Origin of the sequence: Streptomyces thermocarboxydovorans, assembly GCF_039524635.1 — a bacterium.
GTDB classification, from domain to species: domain Bacteria; phylum Actinomycetota; class Actinomycetes; order Streptomycetales; family Streptomycetaceae; genus Streptomyces; species Streptomyces thermocarboxydovorans.
The window spans coordinates 53,188-76,791 of sequence record NZ_BAAAGU010000037.1 but is presented as its reverse complement, the minus strand read 5'-3'; the positions used below and the strand labels follow the sequence as shown (position 1 = coordinate 76,791).

Genomic DNA, 23,604 nt, shown 5'->3' with positions numbered 1-23,604 from the left:
ACCGCCACCTCCTACGAAGCAGCGGTCTCGCTCGCGTCATTCCTACTCTGGGCAAGATCCGTTTGAAGACGGACCCTAGTCGAACTGGGACGAGTGCTTCCGGCTGGTCGGCGACGAGACCGTCGAGGGGCAGCTTCAGTACGGGGAGAAGGCGGCGGCGGAGACGGAGGCGTTCATCCGCTCGGTGCCCAGCCTGGACGACACCTTCGCCCTGCCGGACCAGCCCTGGTTCCCGCCCGAGGGACGCGTGTCCATGCGCTGGCTGTGTCTGCACCTGATCCGCGAGACCGCCCGGCACGCCGGCCACGCCGATCTCATCCGCGAGTCGCTGGGCGGAAAGACCGCCTTCGAGCTGGTGGCCCTGGAGCAGGGCGCCGGCCGGGGCTGATCCGCCCGGGCTCTACGCTGGGCCCATGTCAGCGATCCGTCTTCTCGTGCTGGGCGCGGTGCGCCAGCACGGGCGGGCCCACGGCTACCAGGTGCGCAACGACCTGGAGTACTGGGGCGCGCACGAGTGGTCCAACGCCAAGCCGGGCTCGATCTACCACGCCCTGAAGCAGATGGCGAAGCAGGGCCTGCTGCACGCGCACGAGGTCGCCCCGTCCACGGCCGGCGGGCCTCCGCGCACCGAGTACGAGATCACCGAGCAGGGCACCGAGGAGTACTTCCGGCTGCTGCGGGCGTCCCTGACGTCCTACGACCAGAAGCCGGACGTGCTCTCCGCCGCCCTCGGCTTCATGGTCGACCTCGAGCGCGCGGAGGCCCTGGCTCTGCTTCAGGAGCGGGTGCGGGCGATCGAGGAGTGGCGCAAGTCGGTCACCGAGTACTACGTCCCGGAGGACGGGCCCGGCCGGCTCGGGCACATCGGCGAGATCATGGACTTCTGGATCCACTCGGCCGACACCGGCGCCGCCTGGACCCGCGGCCTGATCGAGCGGATCCGCGGCGGCGCCTACACCTTCGCCGGCGAGGGCGAGCCCTTCGTCGGCATCCTGCCCGAGGGCGAGGAGAACCCCTACGCGACGGGCGAACGCCATCCGGACGACGAGCACTGAGAGGTCGCACAGCGAAGTTCAGCGAGTTCAGAGGACCTCGGCAAGGGCGTCCTGGACCGCTTCCGGCCCAGGCCGATGACCAGCGGTGCCGTGCTGGTCGGCCGGGCGGCCGCCGACATGCTCCAGTCGGTGCTGGGCCTGGTGGTGCTGCTGGGCGTCGCCGCCCTGCTCGGCTGGCGGGCGCACGGCGGGCCGGTGGCTTCCCTCACCGCCCTGGGGCTGCTCCTGCTGCTGCGGTTCGCGATGCTGTGGGCCGGCATCCATCTGGCGCTGGTGGCGGGGAAGCCGGAGGCGGTGCAGGCCGTGCAGATCCTGGTCCGGCCGTTCGGCTTCCTGTCCACCGCCATCGCCGCGCCCACGTCCATGCCCGACTGGCTGGGCACGGTCGTCCAGTGGAACCCGATCTCCCGGACGGCCGACGCCCTCCGCGGCCTGCCCGGCCCCGCCCGGGAGTCCGGGCACGTGTGGGCGGCCGTCGCCTGGCCGCCGGCCCTGCTCGCCGTGTTCTTCCCGCTCGCGGTGCGCAGGTTCGCCGGGCTCAGCCGGTAGTCCGGGGGCTCGGCCGACCGGACCGCCCGGCTGAGCCCCTCGAGCAGGACGCAGTTGATCAGTGATGGAACCCCGTCGCCGCGGCCCTGTCCTCGGTGAGGGGGCGGGGCTGGCGGCGGAGTTCCGGCAGGAGGCGGGTCAGGTCGTCCTCGAAGAGGTCGGCCAGGTCCTCGGAGAAGCCGTTGCGGCACACCAGCCGCAGCACCGACAGGTCCTGACGGTTCGCCGGGAAGGTGTAGGCGGGCACCAGCCAGCCGTTCTCGCGCAGCCGCCGGGCCACGTCGAAGACGTCGTAGGAGGTGACGCCGTCGGCGGTGGTGAAGGCGAGCACCGGGAGCTGGTCGCCCCGGGTCAGCAGGCGGAAGTCGCCCATCGCCTCGATCCGTTCGGCGAGCGAGCGGGCGACATCCCGGGAGGCCTGCTGCACGGCCTTGAAACCCTGCCGGCCCAGCCGCAGGAACGTGTAGTACTGGGCCGCCACCTGGGCTCCCGGCCGGGAGAAGTTCAGTGCGAAGGTCGGCATGTCGCCGCCCAGGTAGTTCACCCGGAACACCAGCTCCTCGGGCAGCGCCTCCGCGGTCCGCCACAGCGCCCAGCCGACACCGGGGTAGACCAGTCCGTACTTGTGCCCCGAGGTGTTGATCGACGCCACCCGCGGCAGCCGGAAGTCCCACACCAGGTCCTCGTCGAGGAACGGCGCGATCATCGCGCCGGACGCCCCGTCGACATGCACCGGGATGTCGAGCCCGGTGCGCTCCCGCAGCGCGTCCAGCGCCGCGCACAGCTCGGCGATCGGCTCGTAGGAGCCGTCGAAGGTGGAGCCCAGGATGCCGACGACCCCGATGGTGTTCTCGTCGCACAGCTCGGCGGCGGCCTGCGGGTCGAGGTGGAACCGCTCGCCCTCCATGGGCACCTGACGGGCGTCGACCTCCCAGAAGTTGCAGAACTTCTCCCAGCAGACCTGCACATTGATGCCCATGACGAGATTCGGCCGGGCGTCCTTCGAGGGATACCGGTCGGCGTTGCGCAGCGCCCAGCGCCGTTTGAGCGCCATCCCGGCGAGCATGCACGCCTCGCTGGAGCCGGTCGTCGAACAGCCCACGGCCGCCGACGGGTCGGGTGCGTGCCACAGGTCGGCGAGCATCGCCACACAGCGCCGCTCCAGCTCGGCGGTGCGCGGGTACTCGTCCTTGTCGATCATGTTCTTGTCCCGGCACTCCATCATCAGCACCCCGGCCTCCGGCTCCATCCAGGTGGTGACGAAGGTGGCCAGGTTCAGCCGGGCGTTGCCGTCCAGCATCAGCTCGTCGTGCACCAGCTGATACGCCGTCGAGGGCGCCATGGGCCCCTCGGGCAGCCGGTGCTTGGGCGGCGCCCCGGTCATGTCGCCCACCGGGTTGGCGGCTCCCAGGAAGGGATTGACGGACAGGGGACGCTCGTGGTCCTTCGGGCCCTGGATGAGCGGCATGGGTCCTCCGTAAGTTGTTGGGCGGCCCGGGAGGGCCGGCACGGTCAGCGCACCGCCCGTGCGTCCGGGCCGAGCTGCATCTGCGGGCGCCCGGTCACCAGCAGCCAGGCCGGCAGCGAGGCGAGCACCAGCAGCGTGATGACGCCGGGCGAGGTGACCAGTACGGCGGCGACGAAGAGGCTCAGCCAGCCCTGCCGGGTGATCGCCAGCAGCATCCCGAGCACCGCCGCCGCCACCCCCACCGCCGGATGCACCTCGGGCACCAGGGCGTGGGCGCACAGCCCGAGCGCGGTGCCGGCGAACACGGCAGGGAAGATCCGCCCGCCCCGGAAGCCGCAGCAGGCGGCGACCACCATGGCGGCCACCTTCACCACCGCCATCACCGCGAACTCGCCCGCCGACCAGCCCCCGGGGTCGTGCCCGAGCTCCGTCATCTCGTCGAGCCCCTTGAAGAGGGTCAGATGCCCGCCCAGCGCCGCCAGGGCGCCCAGCACCACGCCGCCCGCCGGGAGCATCAGCATCGGGTGCCGCAGCCGCCGGAAGGCGCCGTGGACGTGGGGAAAGGCGTAGACGGCGCCCATGCCGAGCAGTGCGCCCGCCAGGGCGACGGTCACGGCGGCGAGCAGGTCGGTCCAGCCCGGGTGGCCGAACGCGGGCAGGCCCAGGTCGAAGACGGGCTGGGCCACCAGGGTGACGGTGATCGCCCCGGCCGCCGCGGCGAGCAGCGGTGCGAAGAGGCTGTCCCAGAGCTGCCCCTTGATCCGCTGCCCGGCCAGCGCCTCGGAGATGATCAGCGCGGCGGCCACCGGTGTGCCGAACAGGGCCCCGATGGTCGCCGCCTCCGCCAGCGCCACCCAGCCCTTCTCCGGGGCCTTGGGGAAGGCCCTCATGCCCAGCCAGACCGCCAGCGAGACATTCACCGCGATGATCGGGTTCTCCGGGCCCAGGCTCGGGCCGCCCGCCAGCATCAGACCGGTGGCCAGCACCAGCCCCGGCAGCACCGCCGGAGGCAGCACGGGCGCGTCAAGCCCCGTCGTCGCCGGGTCGGGACCGGCGTGCCCGGGGACCTTCCACACCACCAGGCCCACCGCGACGGCCGTGGCGAGCAGCACCACGAACATCCACAGCACGGAGTATCTGCCGACCCCGAGCGCGTCCGGCAGGTCCCGCCACAGCAGGTGCTCCAGCTGCTCGGCCGCGGCCTCGACGCCCAGCAGCACCAGGCTCGCCACGATGCCGACGAGCAGGGCGGGGACGATGGTGGGCAGCAGGGCACGCGCGGGGGCCGCCGGGGCGGGGGAGGGCTCCTGCTGCGCGCTGTGCTGGATCACTCGCTCACGATAGGCGGACCAAGAGGGCATTCCGGGCGCGGCGCAGCCGGTGTGACACCCGTGGGCACCGGTGTGACACCCGTGGGCGGAAACGGGCTTGCACCTCACGTGGCGTGAGGACTCATCGTGAAGTGCGTACCGAGAAGGGAGCGGAAGTGAGCTACTCCGTCGGACAGGTGGCCGGCTTCGCCGGAGTCACGGTGCGCACCCTGCACCACTACGACGACATCGGCCTGCTCGTCCCCAGCGAGCGCAGCCATGCGGGGCACCGGCGCTACAGCGACGCCGACCTCGACCGGCTGCAGCAGATCCTGTTCTACCGGGAGCTCGGCTTCCCGCTCGAGGAGGTCGCCGCCCTGCTCGACGACCCGGACGCGGACCCGCGCGCGCATCTGCGCCGCCAGCACGAACTGCTGACCGCCCGGATCGAGAAGCTGCAGAAGATGGCGGCGGCCGTGGAGCAGGCCATGGAGGCACGAAAGATGGGCATCAACCTCACGCCCGAGGAGAAGTTCGAGGTCTTCGGCGACTTCGACCCCGATCAGTACGAGGACGAGGTGCGCGAACGCTGGGGCGACACCGAGGCCTACCGCCAGTCACAGCAGAAGGCCGCCTCCTACACCAAGGAGGACTGGAAGCGGATCCAGCGCGAGGCCGACGAGCTCACCCGGCGCTTCGTCGCCCTGATGGAGGCCGGCGAGCCGGCCGACTCCGAGGCGGCGATGGACGCCGCCGAGGACCACCGCCAGGGCATCTGCCGCAACCACTACGAGTGCAGCCACGAGATGCACACCTGCCTGGGTGAGATGTACGTCAACGACGAGCGCTTCACGCAGAACATCGACCGGGCCAAGCCGGGCCTGGCCGCCTACATGCGGGACGCGATCCTCGCCAACGCCGCCCGGCACACCGCGTGATCCCTGGCCCGGGCGTCACTCCCGGGCCAGGACCACCGCCGTCCCGTAGGCGCACACCTCGGTGCCGACGTCGGCGGCCTCCGTCACATCGAAACGGAAGGCCAGCACGCCGTTGGCGCCGCGTGCGCGTGCCTGCTCCACCAGGCGCTCCATGGCCTGGTTGCGGGTCTCCACCAGCGTCTTGGTGAGCCCCTTGAGCTCGCCGCCGACCAGGGACTTCAGTCCCGCGCCGATCTGGCTGCCGACGTGCCGGGAGCGCACGGTCAGCCCGAACACCTCACCCACGACCTGCTGCACCCGGTAGCCGGGAACGTCGTTGGTCGTCACCACCAGGACGTCGGCCCCGGGGCCCTGTCCACCGCCGTAATCTTCAATGCCCATGGACCCCAGGTTTGCCCATGGCGTGTCCCGGTGCATCCTGGGTACGCCCATGGAACCCGGGCCGAGGCGGCTGCGTTGATAGTTTGAGCAGCCAGCCTTGCCCACGTCCCCCAAGCAGCAGGAGCCACAGCCCCGTGACCACCCTTGCGCTCGGCCCCGAGTGGCTGAGCCCGGACTACCTGATCGAGACCTTCAGCCTTCCCGGCATCCTGCTGATCGTCTTCGCGGAGTCCGGACTCTTCGCCTTTCTGCCCGGTGACTCCCTGCTGTTCACGGCCGGCCTCTTCGTGGCCGAGGGCAACTACATCAGCCAGCCGCTGTGGCTGGTCTGCACGCTCATCGTGATCGCCGCCGTCCTCGGCGACCAGGTGGGCTACATGATCGGCAAGTTCTTCGGCCCGAGAATCTTCAGCCGGCCCAACTCCAGGCTCTTCAAACAGGAGAACCTGGAGAAGGCCCACGAGTTCATGGAGAAGTACGGCCCGAAGGCGATCGTCCTGGCCCGCTTCGTCCCCATCGTGCGCACCTTCGCCCCGATCGTGGCCGGCGCCGGCCGGATGAAGTACCGCACGTTCCTCACCTACAACGTGATCGGCGGCATCGCCTGGGGCACGGGCGTCACCTGCGGCGGCTACTGGCTCGGCCAGATCGAGTTCATCAAGACCAACATCGAGGCGATCCTGGTCCTGATCGTCCTCCTCTCGGTGGTCCCGATCATCGTCGAGTACCTCCGGGAGCGCGGGAAGAAGAAGCGCGCCGCCGAGGCCGGGCCCGCGCAGCAGCCCCAGCAGCAGCACCCGCAGCCGCCGTACCCGGTGCGGGACGAGCCCACCACCCAGCTCCGCCGCATCGACCCGCACCAGCCGTACGACGCCCAGCAGCCGTACGACCCGCCGCACCAGCCCTACGACCTCCAGCAGCCGTCGTACGACCCTCAGCAGCCGCCGTACGACCCCCAGCGCACGTACGACCCGCGCCTGTAGACGGCCCGGGAGCCCGCCGGGCCCGAAAAGCCCCCGCGGAAGCCCTGGAACCAGAAGCCCTGGAACCAGAAGCTGGAACCGGAAGTCCTGGAACCAGAAGCCCTGGAACCGGAAGTCCTAGAAGCCGCGCGTCCGTTTGGCCGCGCGGCGCTTCTCCGCCGACCCGATCCGCAGGTGCATCCGGGAGATCTCCGACCCGAGGTTCACCCCGATCGCGATGGCCATGGCCAGGGCCACCGCCTGCGAGAGATACACCAGCCCGGTGTCGACCTCGTTCTGTGCGATCGCCAGCAGCCCGAAGTACGTCGCGGAACCCGGCAGCAGCGGCCCGATCGCCGCCGTGGTGTACGGCAGCGCGGAGGCGAACCGGTACCGCGACAGCAGCTGCCCGAACAGCCCGACCACCCCGGCCGCCGCGGCCGTGGAGGCGACCGGTGAGAGGTCGCCGGCGTAGCGCATCGCCCCGTACACCACCCAGGCGACCCCGCCGTTGAGGGCCACCATCAGCACGGTGTGCCGCTCCTGCTGCAGCAGCACCGCGAACGTCAGCGACAGCAGCATCGACGCGAGGATCTGCAGCACCGGCCGCTCGGAGAGCACCAGCGCCTCGTCCGGGTTGAGCTGGGCGCCCAGCTGCACGCCGAAGTACAGCACCACCAGCACCCCGGCGACGATGCCCACGAAGAAGTACAGGACCTCCAGCAGACGCGCCGAGGCGGTGATGTAGTAGCCGGTCAGCCCGTCCTGCACGCCCGCGACCAGCGCCCGCCCGGGCAGCAGCGCGAACAGCCCACCGGTGATCACCGCGGACGCCTTCACGTCCGCGTGCGCCAGCGTCAGCGTCACGCCTATCGCCGCGGGAGGCATCGCGGCCACCGTGAACTGGTAGAACTCCGGCAGCCCCCGGCCCGCGCACAGCCAGGCCAGCCGGTCGCCGAGCATCGCGCCGGCCGCGGCGGCGACGAACACCAGCAGACCGCCGCCCACCAGCAGCGAGGCCGCGCCCGCCAGCCCTCCGCTCGCCACCGTCAGCACCCAGCCGGGGTAGGGGTGCCGGTTGCGCCGGATCTCCGCCAGCCGCCGGTAGGCCTCCTCCAGGGAGATGTGCGTCTCGTCGTCGCTGAGGTCGTCCACCAGCTGGTACACGGCCGCCAGCCGGGTGTAGTCGGTGCCCCGGCGGCGCACCGTGCGGGAGGCGGTCACCGGGTCGTCCACCAGGGACGGCTGGTAGGAGATGGACAGCAGGGTGAAGGTGACGTTCGGTTCGCAGCGGTCCAGGCCGTAGGAGCGGCACACGGCGAACATCGCCGCCTCCACGTCCTCGGCGCCCTCACCGCCCGCGAGCAGCAGCTCGCCGATACGCAGCGTCAGGTCGAGCACGCGCGGGACGGCCGGGCCGCCCTCCTCCGGCTTCGGCGCCGCCTTCTCCGGGGCCGGACGCTCGGCCACCGGCATGCGCAGCATGGTGCGCATCCGGTCCTGCCAGGGCACGTCCGGGGTGATGCTGACGACCGGTGTCCCGCCGGGAGGTGTGAAGGCGTGCGGGGCGTGCCGGGCGCTGTAGGTCTTCGGCGGGCTGAACGCCGAGCCCTCCGCCTCGGCGGGCTGCGGCGGGGACACCTCCAGGCCGTCCGGGACGGCGAACTCGGAGGTCGTCTCGGAGTCGCCGGAGTCGTTCCTGGGCACGGTCAGGCCTTCGGGAACGGCGAACTCCGAGGTGATCTCCGATTCGCTCTCCACCGGCGACGGCAGTCCCGGGGGAGGGGTGAAGGCACTCCTCGCCTCGTCCGACAGCGGTTTGCGGTCCTCCGCGTCCGTCACCTGCGTTGCGCTCCCTGTGCGACTCGGGTCGGTCTGCCTGTTTCCGTAGAGGCCCCTGCCCCGTCGAGCCTCAGTATGCGCAGGCACAGCGGAACGGGCCGCACGCGCGAGGCGTACGGCCCGTTCGCGGTTCGTGTGCCGCGGTTCGCGGTTCGTGTGCCGCGCGGGACCTCAGTGGTGGCCGCCCTGCTCCTTGAAACGCTTGTAGGACCGCTCGATCTCGGCCTCGGCGTCGGCTCGGCCGACCCAGTTGGCGCCCTCCACCGACTTGCCGGGCTCCAGGTCCTTGTAGACCTCGAAGAAGTGCTGGATCTCCAGGCGGTCGAACTCCGACACGTGGTGGATGTCCCGCAGGTGCTCCACGCGCGGGTCCGTCGACGGGACGCACAGCAGCTTGTCGTCGCCACCCGCTTCGTCCGTCATGCGGAACATGCCGATCGCGCGGCACCTGATCAGGCAGCCCGGGAACGTCGGCTCGTCCAGGATGACCAGCGCGTCCAGCGGGTCACCGTCCTCGCCGAGGGTGTTCTCGACGAAGCCGTAGTCGGTCGGGTAGGCGGTCGAGGTGAAGAGTCGACGGTCCAGGCGGATCCGACCCGTCTCGTGGTCCACCTCGTACTTGTTCCGCGAACCCTTCGGGATCTCGATCGTGACGTCGAACTCCACCGGTGGCTCCTCCATGATCAGCACATAGTTCTGGTGATTAAGTGTCCCTCACGCAGGTGTGTGATCGCGAAAGGGGCTGGTGGTCGTGCCAGAGCTGAGGCCTTGGCGAGGCGCGAGACCGCATGTCGAGCGGATCGCGGACGCCGTACGACCGTCGCTCGCGCGCGTGGGCGATGCGCTGCGACGGTCTGCCGGCACCGGATCACCGCAGGTCAGGCGGGGCTCCCGGCCGAAGCCCGGGCTGTACACCGCGACCGCCGCCACCGCCGGACTGGCCCTGGCCGTCGGCGTGGTGACCGTCTCCGGCCCCTGGGACTCCTCGGGTCAGCGTACGGCCGAGCGGGACCGGGCCGTCGCCCTGGAAGCCGCGCGTGGCGCAGATCACGGCAGCACCCGGGGCAGAGCGGGTACGCCGCGCGAGACGCGCACGCCCCCCAGCGCCCCCTCCGTGCTCACCGGCCTCGGCGGCACCGCCACCACCGTCCAGTCGGCACCCCGCGGCAAGGCCCTCGCGGGCGTCCTCGACCCGCTGCTGAAGACCCCGGCGCTGGGCCGCCACTCCGCCTCGGTCGTCGACGTGGCCACCGGCAGACGCCTCTACGGCACCGCCCCCGGCACCCCGCTCACCCCCGCCTCCACCATCAAGATCGTCACCGCGGCCGCGGCGCTCTCCGCGCTCGGCCCCGACCACCGGCTCACCACCCGCGCCACCTACGAGCCCGACACCAACGAGGTCGTGCTGGTCGGCGGCGGCGACCCCACGCTCACCGCCCGGAAGAAGCCCGCACCCGGCGCGGCCCGCCTGAGCGACCTCGCGGAGCGGACCGCCGCCGCCCTCGCCAAGCGGGGCGTGCGCAAGGTGACGCTCTCCTACGACGAGACCCTCTACCCCGGCGACCGGCGGCACCCGATCGGCGAGAACACCAACATCGCCGAGATCACCCCCCTGATGACCGACGAGGCCCGCACCGACGACTCCGGCAGCGGCGCCGCCCCTCGCGTCCCCGACCCGGCCGCCGACGCCGCCCGCACCTTCGGCGAGCTGCTGCGCAAGCACGGCGTGCAGACCTCGCCGCCCGGCCCGTCGAAGTCCAGCAGCCGGGCCGCCACCCTCGCCTCGGTCTCCTCGCCCCCGCTCTCCGCCCTGGTCGAGCGGATGCTGACCAACAGCGACAACGACATCGCCGAGGCCCTCGCCCGGCACACCGCGATCGCCACCGGCAAGCGCGCCGACTTCGCCGGCGCCTCGGCGGCGGTGCGCGCCCAGCTGCAGAAGCTGAAGGTCCCGCTGAAGGGCGCCGTGCTGCGCGACGGCAGCGGCCTGGACCGCCGCGACCGGCTCACCGCCGACCTGCTCACCTCACTGCTGGTCAAGGCCGCCGACCCCGCCCACCCCGAGCTGCGCCCCGTCCTCACCGGCCTGCCCGTCGCCGGCTTCACCGGCACCCTCAGCGGCCGCTACGCCGACGGGGCGGGGGGCGTGGTCCGCGCCAAGACCGGCACCCTCACCGGCGTCAACACCCTCGCGGGCACCGTCGTCGACCGCGACGGGCGCCTGCTGGCGTTCGCCTTCCTGGGCACCGGCACGGACCGGGGCGCCGCCCAGAACGCCCTGGACAAGGCGGCCACGGCCCTCGCGGGGTGCGGCTGCCGGTGACGCGGGCGGGCACCCCCGCCCGCCCCGTCAGCCTGCGGGATCTCGCTGCCCTGCCCGCTTCCCCGGCACTCACGTACCGTTGACCCATGACGAGCATCGGTGGTGCTGCCTCTTCCGGGATGGTCGACTGGAACCTCGCGGTCGCGACCGCGACCCGGCTCATGCGACCCGGCCCCGACGTGAGCCGCGACGAGGCCAGGGCCGTCGTCGCGGAGCTGCGCCGGCACGCGCAAGCCTCGGAGGGTCACGTCCGGGGCTTCACTCGTCTCGGGACGGAGGAGACCCGCGACACCCCGGTGCTGGTGGTCGACCGGCCCGGCTGGGTACGCGCCAACGTCGCCGGATTCCGTGAACTGCTCAAGCCGCTGCTCGACAAGATGCAGCAGCGGCGCGGCAGCGGCCCCGGCAACGCGGTCCTGGGCGCCGTGGGCGGCAAGGTCACCGGCGTCGAGCTGGGCATGCTGCTGTCCTTCCTCGCCTCCCGCGTCCTCGGCCAGTACGAGACCTTCGCCCCCGCCACCCGCGACCTGCCCGCCGGGGAGAACGGCGGCGGCCGGCTGCTGCTCGTCGCGCCCAACGTGGTCCACGTCGAACGCGAACTCGACGTCGACCCGCACGACTTCCGGCTGTGGGTGTGCCTGCACGAGGAGACCCACCGCACCCAGTTCACTGCCGTGCCCTGGCTGCGCGACCACCTGGAGGGCGAGATCCAGTCGTTTCTGGCGGAGACCGACGTCGACCCCATGACCGTCCTGGAACGCATCCGCGACGCCGCCCAGACGCTGGCAGGCGGCCGGCCCGAGGGCGAGGAGGAGGACGGCGGGCGCTCCCTGGTGGAGGTCGTCCAGACCCCCGCCCAGCGCGAGATCCTCGGCCGCCTCACCGCCGTGATGTCCCTGCTGGAGGGCCATGCCGACTACGTGATGGACGGCGTCGGCCCCGAGGTCGTGCCGACCGTCGCCGAGATCCGCGAGAAGTTCCAGCAGCGCCGCGCCAAGGGCGCCTCCCGCCTGGACCTGGCGCTGCGCAAGCTGCTGGGCCTGGACGCCAAGCTGCGCCAGTACCGCGACGGGGAACGTTTCGTCCGCGCGGTCGTCGAGGCGGTCGGCATGGACGGCTTCAACCGCGTGTGGACCTCGCCCAACACGCTCCCCACCAAGGCGGAGATCTCCAAACCGGCGGACTGGATCACACGGGTGCACCGCAAACCGGAGGCATAAGCTCCGCACGACGGCATGCGGAGTCCCCTCCAATCACCCGTCCGAGGGACCGTGAGCCATGGGTAGGCGTGCAATGCTCGGGGAACGGCCCGGTTCTGTCACCATCTACACACTCTGCGTGACCGAACCTCGGGCTCACCCCCCGACAACTTCATGAAGGGAACCGGACATGGGTCCCCATCCTGCGGTCGCGGCGATACGCCTGGCGGTCCGCCGCGTACTCCACGACATCCTCGCTGAACACGCTGAACACGCTCCCGGCGAGCACCACGGGCGCCACGGGCAGCACGAGCACCACCAGCAGCACGGCCTGCACGAACAGCACGGACATCACCAGCAGCGCGCCGGCGGGCGCGGCCGCACCCCGTCCCGGGCCTCGGTGGCCACCCCGCACGGACGCTCCTTGGCCCCGCTCGTGCTGGTGGCCTGCTCCGGCGGCGCCGACTCCATGGCCCTCGCCTCCGCCCTCGCCTTCGAGGCCCCCCGGCTCGGCGTCCGCGCCGGCGGCATCACCGTCGACCACGGACTCCAGCCCGGCTCCGACCTGCGTGCGGCGGAGGTCGTGCAGCGCATGAGAGAACTCGGTCTCGACCCGGCCGAGTCCGTCGCCGTGACCGTCGGCCGCGAGGGCGGGCCCGAGGCCGCGGCCCGCGACGCCCGCTACGCCGCCCTGGACGCCGCCGCCGAACGGCACGGCGCCCGCGCCGTCCTGCTCGGCCACACCAGGGACGACCAGGCCGAAACCGTCCTGCTGGGCCTCGCCCGCGGCTCCGGCATCCGCTCCCTGTCCGGAATGGCCGCGGTCTCGGGGGCCGGCGGCCGTTACAGGCGCCCCTTCCTCCAGCTCGACCGGCAGACCGCCCGCAAGGCCTGCATGGTCCAGTCCCTGCCGGTCTGGGACGACCCGCACAACACCGACCCGTCCTACACCCGCTCCCGGCTGCGCCACGAGGGCCTGCCCGCCCTGGAGAAGGCGCTCGGCAAGGGCGTCGTCGAGGCCCTCGCCCGCACCGCCCAGCTCTCCCGCGACGACGCCGACGCCCTCGACGCCTGGGCCTCCCGCGCCGAGGCCGGCGTCCGCGACGCCGACGGCGGCCTGGAGTGCGCCGGGCTCCACGCCCTGCCGCCCGCCGTGCGCCGCCGCGTGCTGCGCCGCGCCGCCATCGAGGCGGGCGCACCGGCCGGTTCGCTGTTCGCCCGGCACATCGAGGAGGTCGACCGGCTGATCACCGGCTGGCGCGGCCAGGGGGCCATCAATCTCCCCGGCAAAGTCGTCGCCCGGCGGCAGGGTGGCAGACTGGTGATTCGGCAAGGCTGAAACGGTGCCCCCTCGGCGACGGAGGCGGCGGGGCCCGGCAGCCGGTGGGACGACCGAAAGTGATGCGGGTGGACGCGAAAGACATGGGTGCCGACCTCGAGAAGGTGCTCATCACCAAGGAAGAGATCGACGCGAAGCTGGCCGAGCTGGCTGCCAAGATCGACGCGGATTACGCGGGCAAGGATCTGCTGATCGTCGGTGTGCTCAAGGGCGCGGTGATGGTCATGGCCGACCTCGCTCGGGCGCTGTCCACCCCCGTCACGATGGACTGGATGGCCGTATCCTCGTACGGGGCGGGCACCCAGTCCTCCGGTGTGGTGCGGATCCTCAAGGACCTCGACACCGACATCAAGGGCAAGCACGTCCTCATCGTCGAGGACATCATCGACTCCGGTCTGACCCTGTCCTGGCTGATCTCCAACCTCGGCTCGCGCGAGCCCGCCTCCCTGAAGGTGTGCACGCTGCTGCGCAAGCCCGAGGCCGCGAAGGTCGCCATCGACGTGGAATGGGTCGGTTTCGACATCCCCAACGAATTCGTCGTCGGCTACGGCCTGGACTACGCCGAGAAGTACCGCAATCTCCCGTTCGTCGGTACGCTCGCGCCTCACGTCTACGGCGGCTGAGCCCGAAGGGCCCATTCGCCCGGACGGTGATCGGGAACCCCGGCGGGCTCCGCGCCGTTGGAGCATGCGTAGACGCGATTGCCAGCCGTCCCGTGCAGCTTCGGGGGACAATGCTGGGGTACCGTCCGAGGAACAGCCTTTATCAAACTCACTATGGCAGGAGGGACGGGGCGGCACCGCTCCGTATGGATGGACGTGAAGCGATACTTCCGTGGGCCGGTCATGTGGATCGTGCTGGCCGTCCTTGCCGTGGTCGTGTTGATGCAGGTCGTCGGCTCGTCCGGCGGCTACAAGACGGTGGACACGGGCCAGGTCGTCCAGGCGATCAATGAGAACAAGATCGAGTCGGCCAAGCTGACCACCGGCGACGAGCAGATCATCAAGGTCTCGCTCAAGGACGGTCAAACGGTCGAGGGCAGCTCGAAGATCCAGGCGAGCTACATCGGTGACCAGGGCGTCACCATCGCCAGCACGCTTCAGAACAAGTTCGAGAACAAGCAGATCCCCGACGGCTACACGGTCTCGCCGTCCAAGCAGAACCCCTTCGTGAGCATTCTGCTGTCGCTGCTTCCGTTCGTTCTGATCGTGATCGTCTTCCTGTTCCTGATGAACCAGATGCAGGGCGGCGGCTCCCGCGTCATGAACTTCGGCAAGTCCAAGGCGAAGCTCATCACCAAGGACACGCCGAAGACGACGTTCGCCGACGTGGCGGGCTCGGACGAGGCCGTCGAGGAGCTCCAGGAGATCAAGGAGTTCCTGCAGGAACCGGCCAAGTTCCAGGCCGTCGGCGCCAAGATCCCCAAGGGCGTGCTGCTCTACGGCCCGCCCGGCACCGGCAAGACCCTGCTCGCGCGGGCCGTCGCGGGCGAGGCCGGTGTGCCCTTCTACTCGATCTCCGGTTCCGACTTCGTCGAGATGTTCGTCGGTGTCGGTGCCTCCCGTGTCCGTGACCTGTTCGAGCAGGCCAAGGCCAACGCCCCCGCCATCGTCTTCGTCGACGAGATCGACGCGGTCGGCCGCCACCGCGGCGCCGGCCTCGGCGGCGGTCACGACGAGCGCGAGCAGACCCTGAACCAGCTGCTCGTCGAGATGGACGGCTTCGACGTCAAGGGCGGCGTCATCCTGATCGCCGCCACCAACCGGCCCGACATCCTGGACCCGGCCCTCCTGCGCCCCGGCCGCTTCGACCGGCAGATCGCCGTGGACCGCCCCGACATGCAGGGCCGTCTGGAGATCCTCAAGGTCCACCAGAAGGGCAAGCCGGTCGCCCCCGACGTCGACCTGGCGGCCGTCGCCCGCCGCACCCCCGGCATGACCGGCGCGGACCTGGCCAATGTGCTGAACGAGGCCGCGCTGCTCACCGCGCGCAGCGACAAGAAGCTCATCGACAACAAGGTGCTGGACGAGGCGATCGACCGCGTGGTCGCGGGCCCGCAGAAGCGGAGCCGGATCATGTCGGACAAGGAGAAGAAGATCACCGCGTACCACGAGGGCGGACACGCCCTGGTCGCGGCGGCCTTGCCCAACTCCGACCCGGTCCACAAGATCACCATCCTGTCCAGAGGCCGCGCCCTCGGCTACACGATGGTCCTGCCGGACGAGGACAAGTACTCGACCACCCGCAACGAGATGCTCGACCAGCTCGCCTACATGCTGGGCGGTCGGGCGGCCGAGGAGCTGGTCTTCCACGACCCGACCACGGGTGCCGCCAACGACATCGAGAAGGCCACCAACCTGGCCCGCGCGATGGTCACCCAGTACGGCATGACCGAGCGGCTCGGCGCGATCAAGTTCGGCGGCGACCACTCCGAGCCGTTCCTCGGACGTGAGATGGCTCACCAGCGCGACTACTCGGAAGAGGTCGCCGCGCTGGTCGACGAAGAGGTCAAGAAGCTCATCGAGAGCGCGCACAACGAGGCGTGGGAGATCCTCGTCGAGAACCGTGACGTCCTCGACAACCTCGTGCTCGCCCTCCTGGAGAAGGAGACGCTGGGCAAGGAGGAGATCGCCGAGATCTTCGCGCCCGTCGTCAAGCGGCCGCCCAGGCCCGCCTGGACCGGCTCCTCCCGCCGCACGCCGTCCACCCGCCCGCCGGTCCTCTCCCCGAAGGAGCTGGCCCTGACCAACGGGGCGAACGGCGCGCCGCAGGCGATCAGCACCGTCAAGAGCACCGCGGCGGACACCACCGGGACGCCCGAGCGGGCACCGGAGGAACGCCGGGAGAGCTGACACCGGCCCCTCGGCGGCAGTCGCCAGGCCCGGAATGTATGCCGCGCCCCCCAGGTTCTAGCCTGGGGGGCGCGGTATTTGCGTCACCGCAGTCGATATGCGTGCCCCGGGCACGCGCGCAGGCAAGGAACGAGGCTCCACATGACCGACCCCGTGACGCTGGACGGCCAGGTCCCGATCGGCGAGTTCGACGAGAAGCGGGCGGAGAGGGCCGTACGCGAACTTCTGATCGCGGTCGGCGAGGACCCGGACCGGGAGGGCCTGCAGGAGACGCCGGCACGGGTGGCCCGGGCGTACAAGGAGATATTCGCGGGCCTGTGGCAGAAGCCCGAGGATGTGCTGACCACCACCTTCGACCTCGGGCACGACGAGATGGTGCTGGTGAAGGACATCGAGGTCTACTCGACCTGCGAGCACCACCTGGTGCCCTTCCGGGGCGTGGCGCACGTCGGCTACATCCCCTCGACCAGCGGCAAGATCACCGGGCTGTCCAAGCTGGCCCGGCTGGTGGACGTCTTCGCCCGCCGTCCCCAGGTGCAGGAACGCCTCACCACGCAGATCGCCGACTCCCTGATGGAGATCCTGGAGCCGCGCGGCGTGATCGTGGTCGTCGAGTGCGAACACATGTGCATGTCCATGCGCGGCATCCGCAAGCCCGGCGCCAAGACCCTCACCTCCGCCGTACGCGGCCAGCTCCGCGACGCGGCGACCCGCAACGAGGCGATGAGCCTGATCATGGCCCGCTGAGCCGTTGAGGCTCTGAGGATCCGTCCGTGGGAGCCCTCCGTGGCCCCCACGGGCCGTGCTGACTGGATCTCAGGCCGCCGGGGCGGCGCCCTTGGTGTCGTCGTCCTCGTCGTCGGGGAGTTTGCAGACGCGCTCGAGGAAGATGCCCGCCGCTATGATCCCGATGCCCGCGACGACGGAGAAGCCGGCGTAGATGGCCTGGTCGCGGCGGGCCGGGACCTCCAGGGACTCGAGCAGGTAGGCGCAGACGCCGCCGTACATGCCGGCCACGAGGGCGGCGACCAGGGCGCTGGCCTGGCCGAAGACCACCGCTCGGGCCGCCATCAGGGGGTCGACGCCCTTGGCGTCGGGGCGCCGCTCGCGCTGGGCCTTGAGCCGGGCGCGCAGGGAAAGGGCCGTGGCCGTGAGGACCGTGGCGATCAGGCCGAGCACGATCGGGGCGGCCACGGGGACGCTCGGCAGGGTCCCGAAGGAGTTCCACAGGCGGGCGCCCGCCCAGGACAGGATCCCGGCGACGACGAAAACGCCGGCCAGCACCCGGATGCGCAGCTGTCTCACGGTGTCCCTTCCCCGGCTGTCGGTCGTCTCGACCTTAACGGCTACTCGGGCAGCCGGAGTTCCAGGTCCGGGCGCTGTGTGACGCCCTGGCGGGTGACCTCGTCCAGCAGCGCGGCGACCGGGCCGCGGCCGGGCAGCTCGGCCTCGGGGTCGACGTCGTGCCAGGGCGCGAGGACGAAGGCGCGCTCGTGCGCGCGGGGGTGGGGGAGCGTGAGCTGCGGGTCGTCGGAGCGCATCTCCGCGTAGGAGACGATGTCCACGTCCAGGGTGCGCGGGCCCCACCGCTCGTCGCGGACACGGTGGAAGGCCTCCTCGACCGCCTGCGCCCGCTCCAGCAGGGAGGAGGGCGGCAGGGTGGTCTTCAGCACCGCGACCGCGTTGAAGTACGACGGCTGGCTGCCGGGCTCGACGCCCCACGGCTCCGTCTCGTAGACGGGCGAGACGGCCTTGACGCGGATGCCGGGGGTGTCCTCCAGGGCGTCCACGGCCCCCTGGAGGGTCTCCAGGCGGTTGCCGAGGTTGGCGCCGAGGGAGACCACCGCGCGTTTGGGGTTCTGCAGCGTGGAGTCGGCGGCGTCGACCCGCTCGACCACGGAGGCGGGCACGGGCTGAACGGTCGGGTCGGTGGGCCCCTGAGTGAACGGCCTGGTCATACGCGGCTCCGGGTGATGGTGACGGTCACGTCGTCGAACGGAACGGTGATCGGGGCGTCCGGCTTGTGGACGCAGACCTCGACCTCCCGAACCGCGTCGTGCTTCAGACAGACCTCGGCGATGCGCTCGGCGAGCGTCTCGATGAGGTTGACGGGCTCGCCCTGCACGACGGCCACGACCTCCTCGGCCACGACGCCGTAGTGCACGGTCTTCGTCAGGTCGTCGTCGGCCGCGGCCGGGCGGGTGTCGAGGCCGAGGACCAGGTCAACGATGAAGGTCTGGCCATCCTCGCGTTCCTTGGGCAGCACACCGTGGTGCCCACGGGCCCTCAGGCCGCGCAGCGCGACACGATCCACGCGAATCACTCCTGCAGTCGTCGGTCCGGCCGGGTGTACCGCGTGCGGGCGGCACACCACGGCCTTCTGTCGAATCTACCTGCGGGCACCGACGTCACCGGGCCACCGGGGACGCGGGCCGGGAGCTGTGCCGCGAGGATTCATCCCGCGTTTGCCCTGGAGAGGCCGGGTGCTCACGGCGCGGAAGCAGCGCCTACCCGCCGCTGCGTGATTCCAACCACGTGCGCGACCGCACAAACGGGGAGGCCGGGCGGGCTCAGGCGGGGCCGTCGTCGACGGGAGTGTCGTCGGGCGGCGTCTCGTCGTCCTCGTCGGACTCGGCGAGCACCGGGGAGGCGTGGTGGGACCACAGCCTCCAGCCGGCCGGTGTGCGCCGGAACACATTGGTGGCCACCACCAGCTGGCCGACCAGCGGGCCGAGCTCCTCGCCCTCCTCGGGGGCGGGGCCGCCGCTGAGGATGTTCTCCGTGCAGGTCACCACGGCGGTGTCGCCGGTGACCGAGACATGGACGTCGGTGAGGAAGAACTGGATGTAGTCGGTGCTCGCCATGATCACCGCGTAGGAGCGCAGGACCTCGCCGCGGCCGGTGAGCACCGGCCAGCCGGGGTGCACACAGGAGACGACGCCGGCCTCGGCGGGGTCGTGGTGGCTCTCGTCGACACCGAGGTCGGCCGGGGTGAGCCAGAGCGAGGCGACCTCCTCGAAGTCGCCCCGTTCGAGTGCCTCGTAGTAGGCCCTGTTGGCGGCCTCGACCTGCTCGACGTCGGTGTGGGGGGCGCTCACCGGGCTCCTTCCGCGCCGTGCGCGCCGGGCGCGGAGGCCGTGGAGGCCGTGGTGCGCGCCTGTTCGATGGCGTGGGCGACGCGTACGGCGTCGGCCGTGGCGCGGACCTCGTGCACCCGGACGGCCCAGGCGCCGGCCTGCGCGGCCAGGGCGGAGACGGCGGCGGTGGCCGCGTCGCGCTCCCGTGCGGGGGGCGGTGTGCCGTCCGGGCCGACCAGGACCCGGCCGAGGAACCGCTTGCGGGAGGCGGCGACCAGCAGCGGGTGGCCGAGCGCCAGCAGACGGTCGATGCGGGCGAGCAGCGCCAGGTCGTGCTCGGCCTCCTTGGAGAAGCCCAGACCGGGGTCGACGATCAGGCGGTCCTCGGCGATCCCGCCCTCCAGCACGGCGTCCACCCGCGCCCGCAGCTCGTCGACGACCTCGGTGACGACGTCGTCGTAGACCCCCCGGATGTTGCCGCCTTCCAGGAAGCCGCGCCAGTGCATGACGACGAAGGGGGCGCCCGCGTCGGCGACGACGCGGATCATGCCGGGGTCGGCGAGGCCGCCGCTGACGTCGTTGACCAGGACGGCACCGGCCGCGAGGGCCTGCTCGGCGACGGAGGCCCGCATGGTGTCGACGGAGATCGTGACGCCCTCGGAGGCGAGGCCCCGGACGACCGGGATGACGCGCTTGAGCTCCTCGGCCTCGTCGACGCGGGTCGCGCCGGGCCGGGTGGACTCTCCGCCGACGTCCACCAGATCCGCGCCCTGGGCGATCAGATCCAGGCCGTGCTTGACGGCGTTCGACGTGTCGAACCAGCGGCCGCCGTCGGAGAAGGAGTCGGGGGTGACATTCACGACTCCCATGACCGCGCACCGGTCCCAGTGAGGAAGGCCCGCGACGTGAGGGCGTCCGCTGTGATTGCTCATATGTTCAGCGTAGGCCCAGGCGGCGGCAGTGCAGCGCCGCGCCCCGGCCGGTGGCTCCCCGTGCAGGCACCCCCCTCAACCCCGCCCCGGCCTCCCCGCCCGGGATCAGGCGGCGCGGACCGTACCTTCCGACGGGCCGCGGTCCAGCATGTGCGCGCAGGGGCGGCGGGCCGGGGTGCGGCGGCGCAGGAAGCGCGGCAGCGGCACGGCCGGATTGAGGAAACCTTCTGCCTGCATCGCGGCGAAGCCGATGCGGGGCAGGTCCGCCGAGGCCCGGTAGACCACGAAGCGGGGCTCCCAGCGGGGCCGGAACTTGGCGTTGAACTTGTACAGCGACTCGATCTGGAACCAGCGCGACAGGAACAGCAGCAGCCCCCGCCAGGCCCGCAGCACCGGGCCCGCGCCGATCTTCTCGCCGCGCGCCAGCGCCGAGCGGAACATCGCGAAGTTGAGCGAGACCCGCTCGATGCCGAAGGCCGGCGCGGCCCGCAGCGCGGCCACGATGAGCAGTTCGTTCATGCCCGGGTCGGCCGAGCGGTCGCGGCGCATCAGGTCCAGGGAGACGCCGTCCCCGCCCCACGGCACGAAGTGCAGGATCGCCTTCAGATCGCCGTACTCGCCCGGCTCGGCGTCGGCCTTGTGCGCTGTGGCGATCAGGCAGTCGCCGTCGGCCGGGTCGCCGACCCGGCCCAGCGCCATGGAGAAGCCGCGCTCGGTCTCGGTGCCGCGCCAGTCGTCGGCGGCGCGGCGGATGCGGTCCAGTTCGGCCTCGCCGAGGTCACGGACACGCCGTACCCGGGTCTCGTAACCGGCGCGCTCGATGCGCTTGACCATCTGGCGGACGTTGCGCATCGCGCGGCCGGCGAGCGAGAAATCCTTGACGTCGACCACCGCCTCGTCGCCGATCTCCAGGGCGTCGAGGCCGGTCTCGCGGGTCCACACATGGCCGCCGGTCTCGGAGCAGCCCATGACGGCCGGGGTCCAGGAGTGCGCCCTGGCCTCGTCCATGAAGCGCTCGATGGCACCGGGCCAGGCCTCGACGTCGCCGATGGGGTCACCGCTGGCGAGCATCACCCCGGACACCACGCGGTAGGTCACCGCCGCCTTGCCGCTGGGGGAGAACACCACGGCCTTGTCGCGGCGCAGCGCGAAGTGCCCGAGGGAGTCGCGCCCGCCGTGCTCGGCGAGCAGCGCGCGCAGCCGGGCCTCGTCCTCCTCGGTGAGCCGGGCGGCCGGGTGTTCGGGACGGAACGCCAGGTAGATGGTGGTGACGGCGGTGATCCAGCCGAGGGCGCCGAGACAGAAGGCGACGGTCCAGGAGGTGTGGCCCCGGTAGTCGACCGGCCCCTCAACCCCGAACAGCCCGTACACCACGTGGGTCAGCCGGTCGGCCAGGCTCGGGTCGCCGATCAGCTGCCCCGGCTGGGCGTTGACGATCACCAGGCCCAGCAGCAGCGAACCGGCGCCCATGAGTACGAAGTTGGCCAGCGCCCGCCATCTGCTGCGCGGGTCGGGCAGTGCGGCGAACTGGTCGCGGTGGCGCAGCAGCAGGGCGAGCAGCACCAGCGGGATCAGCACGCCCAGCACCGAGTGCCGGTAGCTGAACTGGGCCACCGCGCCCGCCGGGAGCAGGGCGACCGCGGCCCGCCAGGCCCGCCGCTTGCCCCGCTTCAGCCCGTGCGCGAGGAGCAGCAGCAGGACGCCGGCGCTCAGCGAGAGCGCCGCCGCGAAGGACCCGAACGCCCCCGGCAGAACCTCGGCGAGGTCGTGCATACGGCTGTGCCGGAAACGCGGGAAGATGCCCGCGGCGATGTCCAGCAGGCCCACCAGGGCGCAGGCCCGGCCGACCAGAAGAGGCACGGACTCGGGGCGTGGCCCGCGCAGCAGCCGGCGCGCGCGACGCAGCACGCCGCCGTCCCGTACGCGCCGGGGCGCACGGGCTACGGGCTTCGGAACCCGGCCCGGCATTTCCTCATCTGTCCTGACAGACATCGCAATCCTGTAGTTCCGCGAGAGATCATGGATCCGGTGCCGATCGGGCATCCGGCGACATTGCGCCCTCTAGGACGGTGTCTCGGGAGGAGAGGTTCACTCCGCCCGCCAAAGCCGCCGAACAGGCCAACGACAGCCCGGCGCCGCCCTTGTGACGGAGCAGGGGCGGCGGGCGCCGGGCGGAAAGCGCAGGCAGGTACCACGCCATGGGTCTGACGAACGACACGCTGCTGTGGGCGACCGCCCTCGCCGCGGCCTTGCTGTTCACCGGCACGGTGTGGCTGTGGCCACGGCTGGCCCGGCGCACCTGGCGGGCGGTCTGCGGGCGGGTGGGCCTGCTGCTCGCCACCCAGCTGGCGGTCTTCGCGGCGGTGGGCCTCGCCGCCAATCAGGCGTTCGGCTTCTACGCGAGCTGGGCCGACCTGTTCGGCCGGCAGAAGGACCAGGGCGTCGTCGTCGACCACGCGGCGGGCGGCGCCGGGCTGAAGGTCGTGAACACCGGGCCGGTGCCCGGAGTTGCGGGCACCCGCCCCGAGGAGACCGGCCGCATCGACGAGGTCCGCATCTCGGGCCGCACCAGCCGCATCGCCTCCCCCGCCTACGTGTATCTGCCGCCGGAGTACTTCCGCGCCGAACACCGCGGCAGTGACTTCCCCGCGGCCGTCGTCCTCACCGGATATCCGGGCACCGCGCGGGCGCTCGTCGACAAGCTGCGCTATCCGCGCACCGTCCACCAGGCGGCCCGTGAAGGGAGAATGCCGCCGATGATCCTGGTGATGCTGCGCCCGACCGTCGCGCCGCCCCGGGACACGGAATGCGTGGACGTCCCGAAGGGGCCGCAGACCGAGACCTTCTTCGCGAAGGACCTGCCCGAGACGATCGGCGGCCACTACCGGGTGAAGGACGGGCGCGGCGCCTGGGGGGTGGTCGGCAACTCCACCGGCGGTTACTGCGCCCTCAAACTGGCGATCCACCACCCCGGGGTCTTCGGCGCCGGCGCCGGACTCTCCGCGTACTACAAGGCGCCGATCGACCCCACCACCGGCGATCTCTTCCAGGGCGACGAGGAACTCCGCAACGAGGCCGACCTGCGCTGGTACATCGGACACCGGCCCGCCCCCGACACGGCACTCCTCGTCAGCAGCAGCAAGAAGGGCGAGTCCAACTACCGGGACACGGTGAAGTTCATCGAGCAGGTGAAGGCCACCGGCCGCACCCGCATCTCGTCGATCATCCTGGAAAGCGGCGGCCACAACTTCAACACCTGGCGGCGGGAGATTCCGGCCGCCATGGAGTGGCTCGGGAACCGCCTCGCCGAAGCGAAACGATCTTGAAGAACGGGCCCGGTGTCAATTCACGATTCAACCGGGTTCCCTGATGCGCTG

Annotated in this window: 21 protein-coding genes and 2 pseudogenes; 12 read left to right on the top strand and 11 right to left on the bottom strand. The window is 71.5% G+C overall.

Annotated features, from left to right (window positions below; genetic code table 11):
- Nucleotides 1-79: 79 nt before the first annotated feature.
- The 3 genes and pseudogenes from ABD198_RS18575 to ABD198_RS18565 all read left to right on the top strand — a co-directional run.
- Nucleotides 80-388 (top strand): annotated as a pseudogene (locus tag ABD198_RS18575) (mycothiol transferase); the annotation flags it as partial.
- A gap of 25 nt (nt 389-413) precedes the next feature.
- Complete coding sequence (locus ABD198_RS18570; RefSeq protein ID WP_344002817.1) at nt 414-1,055, top strand: PadR family transcriptional regulator; 642 nt, start codon at nt 414-416, stop codon at nt 1,053-1,055.
- A 21-nt stretch (nt 1,056-1,076) separates the two neighbouring features.
- Nucleotides 1,077-1,604: pseudogene (locus ABD198_RS18565) on the top strand (ABC transporter permease); the annotation flags it as partial.
- A gap of 58 nt (nt 1,605-1,662) precedes the next feature.
- Here ABD198_RS18565 and gad read toward each other — a convergent pair.
- Nucleotides 1,663-3,072, bottom strand: coding sequence for a glutamate decarboxylase (gene gad, locus ABD198_RS18560; RefSeq protein WP_344002814.1), 1,410 nt, complete (start codon nt 3,070-3,072; stop codon nt 1,663-1,665).
- 44 nt (nt 3,073-3,116) lie between these two features.
- Nucleotides 3,117-4,403: an ion channel protein gene (locus ABD198_RS18555; protein ID WP_344002812.1), complete on the bottom strand. Its 1,287-nt coding sequence runs from the start codon at nt 4,401-4,403 to the stop codon at nt 3,117-3,119.
- A 155-nt stretch (nt 4,404-4,558) separates the two neighbouring features.
- Here ABD198_RS18555 and ABD198_RS18550 point away from each other — a divergent pair, with 155 nt between their 5' ends.
- A complete protein-coding gene (locus ABD198_RS18550) occupies nt 4,559-5,320 on the top strand; it encodes a MerR family transcriptional regulator (RefSeq protein ID WP_344002809.1) in 762 nt (253 codons plus the stop codon).
- 15 nt (nt 5,321-5,335) lie between these two features.
- Here the strand turns inward: ABD198_RS18550 and ABD198_RS18545 are convergent, their stop codons facing one another.
- Nucleotides 5,336-5,701 carry a YbjQ family protein gene (locus ABD198_RS18545; RefSeq protein WP_344002807.1) on the bottom strand — a complete coding sequence of 122 codons (366 nt, stop codon included), beginning with the start codon at nt 5,699-5,701 and terminating at the stop codon, nt 5,336-5,338.
- Nucleotides 5,702-5,835: 134 nt separating this feature from the next.
- On the opposite strand from ABD198_RS18545, the gene ABD198_RS18540 reads away from it, so the two are divergent.
- Nucleotides 5,836-6,684 (top strand): DedA family protein, encoded by an 849-nt coding sequence (locus ABD198_RS18540; protein ID WP_344002804.1) that lies wholly within the window; start codon nt 5,836-5,838, stop codon nt 6,682-6,684.
- A gap of 117 nt (nt 6,685-6,801) precedes the next feature.
- On the opposite strand, the gene ABD198_RS18535 is transcribed toward ABD198_RS18540, so the two are convergent.
- Together ABD198_RS18535 and ABD198_RS18530 are read right to left on the bottom strand one after the other, a co-directional pair.
- Complete coding sequence (locus ABD198_RS18535) at nt 6,802-8,505, bottom strand: threonine/serine exporter family protein (RefSeq protein WP_344002802.1); 1,704 nt, start codon at nt 8,503-8,505, stop codon at nt 6,802-6,804.
- A 171-nt stretch (nt 8,506-8,676) separates the two neighbouring features.
- A complete protein-coding gene (locus tag ABD198_RS18530) occupies nt 8,677-9,171 on the bottom strand; it encodes an inorganic diphosphatase (RefSeq protein WP_344002800.1) in 495 nt (164 codons plus the stop codon).
- Nucleotides 9,172-9,250: 79 nt separating this feature from the next.
- On the opposite strand from ABD198_RS18530, the gene dacB reads away from it, so the two are divergent.
- From dacB to folE, 6 genes are all read left to right on the top strand, one after another.
- Complete coding sequence (dacB, locus tag ABD198_RS18525) at nt 9,251-10,828, top strand: D-alanyl-D-alanine carboxypeptidase/D-alanyl-D-alanine endopeptidase (RefSeq protein ID WP_344002797.1); 1,578 nt, start codon at nt 9,251-9,253, stop codon at nt 10,826-10,828.
- 86 nt (nt 10,829-10,914) lie between these two features.
- Nucleotides 10,915-12,048, top strand: a complete 1,134-nt coding sequence (locus ABD198_RS18520) for a zinc-dependent metalloprotease (protein ID WP_344002794.1) — start codon at nt 10,915-10,917, stop codon at nt 12,046-12,048.
- Between the two features lie 169 nt (nt 12,049-12,217).
- Nucleotides 12,218-13,366 (top strand): tRNA lysidine(34) synthetase TilS, encoded by a 1,149-nt coding sequence (gene tilS, locus ABD198_RS18510; RefSeq protein WP_425580504.1) that lies wholly within the window; start codon nt 12,218-12,220, stop codon nt 13,364-13,366.
- A 62-nt stretch (nt 13,367-13,428) separates the two neighbouring features.
- On the top strand, nt 13,429-13,989 hold the full coding sequence (gene hpt, locus ABD198_RS18505) for a hypoxanthine phosphoribosyltransferase (RefSeq protein ID WP_167993500.1): 561 nt from the start codon (nt 13,429-13,431) through the stop codon (nt 13,987-13,989).
- A 189-nt stretch (nt 13,990-14,178) separates the two neighbouring features.
- A complete protein-coding gene (ftsH, locus tag ABD198_RS18500; RefSeq protein WP_344002792.1) occupies nt 14,179-16,218 on the top strand; it encodes an ATP-dependent zinc metalloprotease FtsH in 2,040 nt (679 codons plus the stop codon).
- A 141-nt stretch (nt 16,219-16,359) separates the two neighbouring features.
- Nucleotides 16,360-16,965, top strand: a complete 606-nt coding sequence (gene folE / locus ABD198_RS18495) for a GTP cyclohydrolase I FolE (RefSeq protein ID WP_344002789.1) — start codon at nt 16,360-16,362, stop codon at nt 16,963-16,965.
- A gap of 69 nt (nt 16,966-17,034) precedes the next feature.
- Here folE and ABD198_RS18490 read toward each other — a convergent pair whose 3' ends face one another.
- From ABD198_RS18490 to ABD198_RS18465, 6 genes are all read right to left on the bottom strand, one after another.
- Nucleotides 17,035-17,523 carry a DUF3180 domain-containing protein gene (locus ABD198_RS18490; protein WP_344002786.1) on the bottom strand — a complete coding sequence of 163 codons (489 nt, stop codon included), beginning with the start codon at nt 17,521-17,523 and terminating at the stop codon, nt 17,035-17,037.
- Nucleotides 17,524-17,564: 41 nt separating this feature from the next.
- Entirely contained in the window at nt 17,565-18,176 is a 612-nt protein-coding gene (gene folK, locus ABD198_RS18485) for a 2-amino-4-hydroxy-6-hydroxymethyldihydropteridine diphosphokinase (protein WP_344002783.1), read from the bottom strand.
- Nucleotides 18,173-18,532, bottom strand: coding sequence for a dihydroneopterin aldolase (gene folB / locus ABD198_RS18480; protein WP_344002780.1), 360 nt, complete (start codon nt 18,530-18,532; stop codon nt 18,173-18,175). Before folB ends, folK begins: the two co-directional genes overlap by 4 nt.
- A 256-nt stretch (nt 18,533-18,788) precedes the next feature.
- Nucleotides 18,789-19,316 (bottom strand): nuclear transport factor 2 family protein, encoded by a 528-nt coding sequence (locus tag ABD198_RS18475; protein ID WP_344002777.1) that lies wholly within the window; start codon nt 19,314-19,316, stop codon nt 18,789-18,791.
- Nucleotides 19,313-20,227 (bottom strand): dihydropteroate synthase, encoded by a 915-nt coding sequence (gene folP, locus ABD198_RS18470; RefSeq protein WP_344002775.1) that lies wholly within the window; start codon nt 20,225-20,227, stop codon nt 19,313-19,315. The genes ABD198_RS18475 and folP overlap by 4 nt, the downstream gene beginning before the upstream one ends.
- Nucleotides 20,228-20,332: 105 nt before the next feature.
- Complete coding sequence (locus tag ABD198_RS18465; RefSeq protein ID WP_344002829.1) at nt 20,333-22,132, bottom strand: phosphatidylglycerol lysyltransferase domain-containing protein; 1,800 nt, start codon at nt 22,130-22,132, stop codon at nt 20,333-20,335.
- Nucleotides 22,133-22,425: 293 nt separating this feature from the next.
- On the opposite strand from ABD198_RS18465, the gene ABD198_RS18460 reads away from it, so the two are divergent.
- Nucleotides 22,426-23,553, top strand: coding sequence for an alpha/beta hydrolase (locus ABD198_RS18460; RefSeq protein ID WP_344002772.1), 1,128 nt, complete (start codon nt 22,426-22,428; stop codon nt 23,551-23,553).
- Nucleotides 23,554-23,604 lie beyond the last annotated feature (51 nt).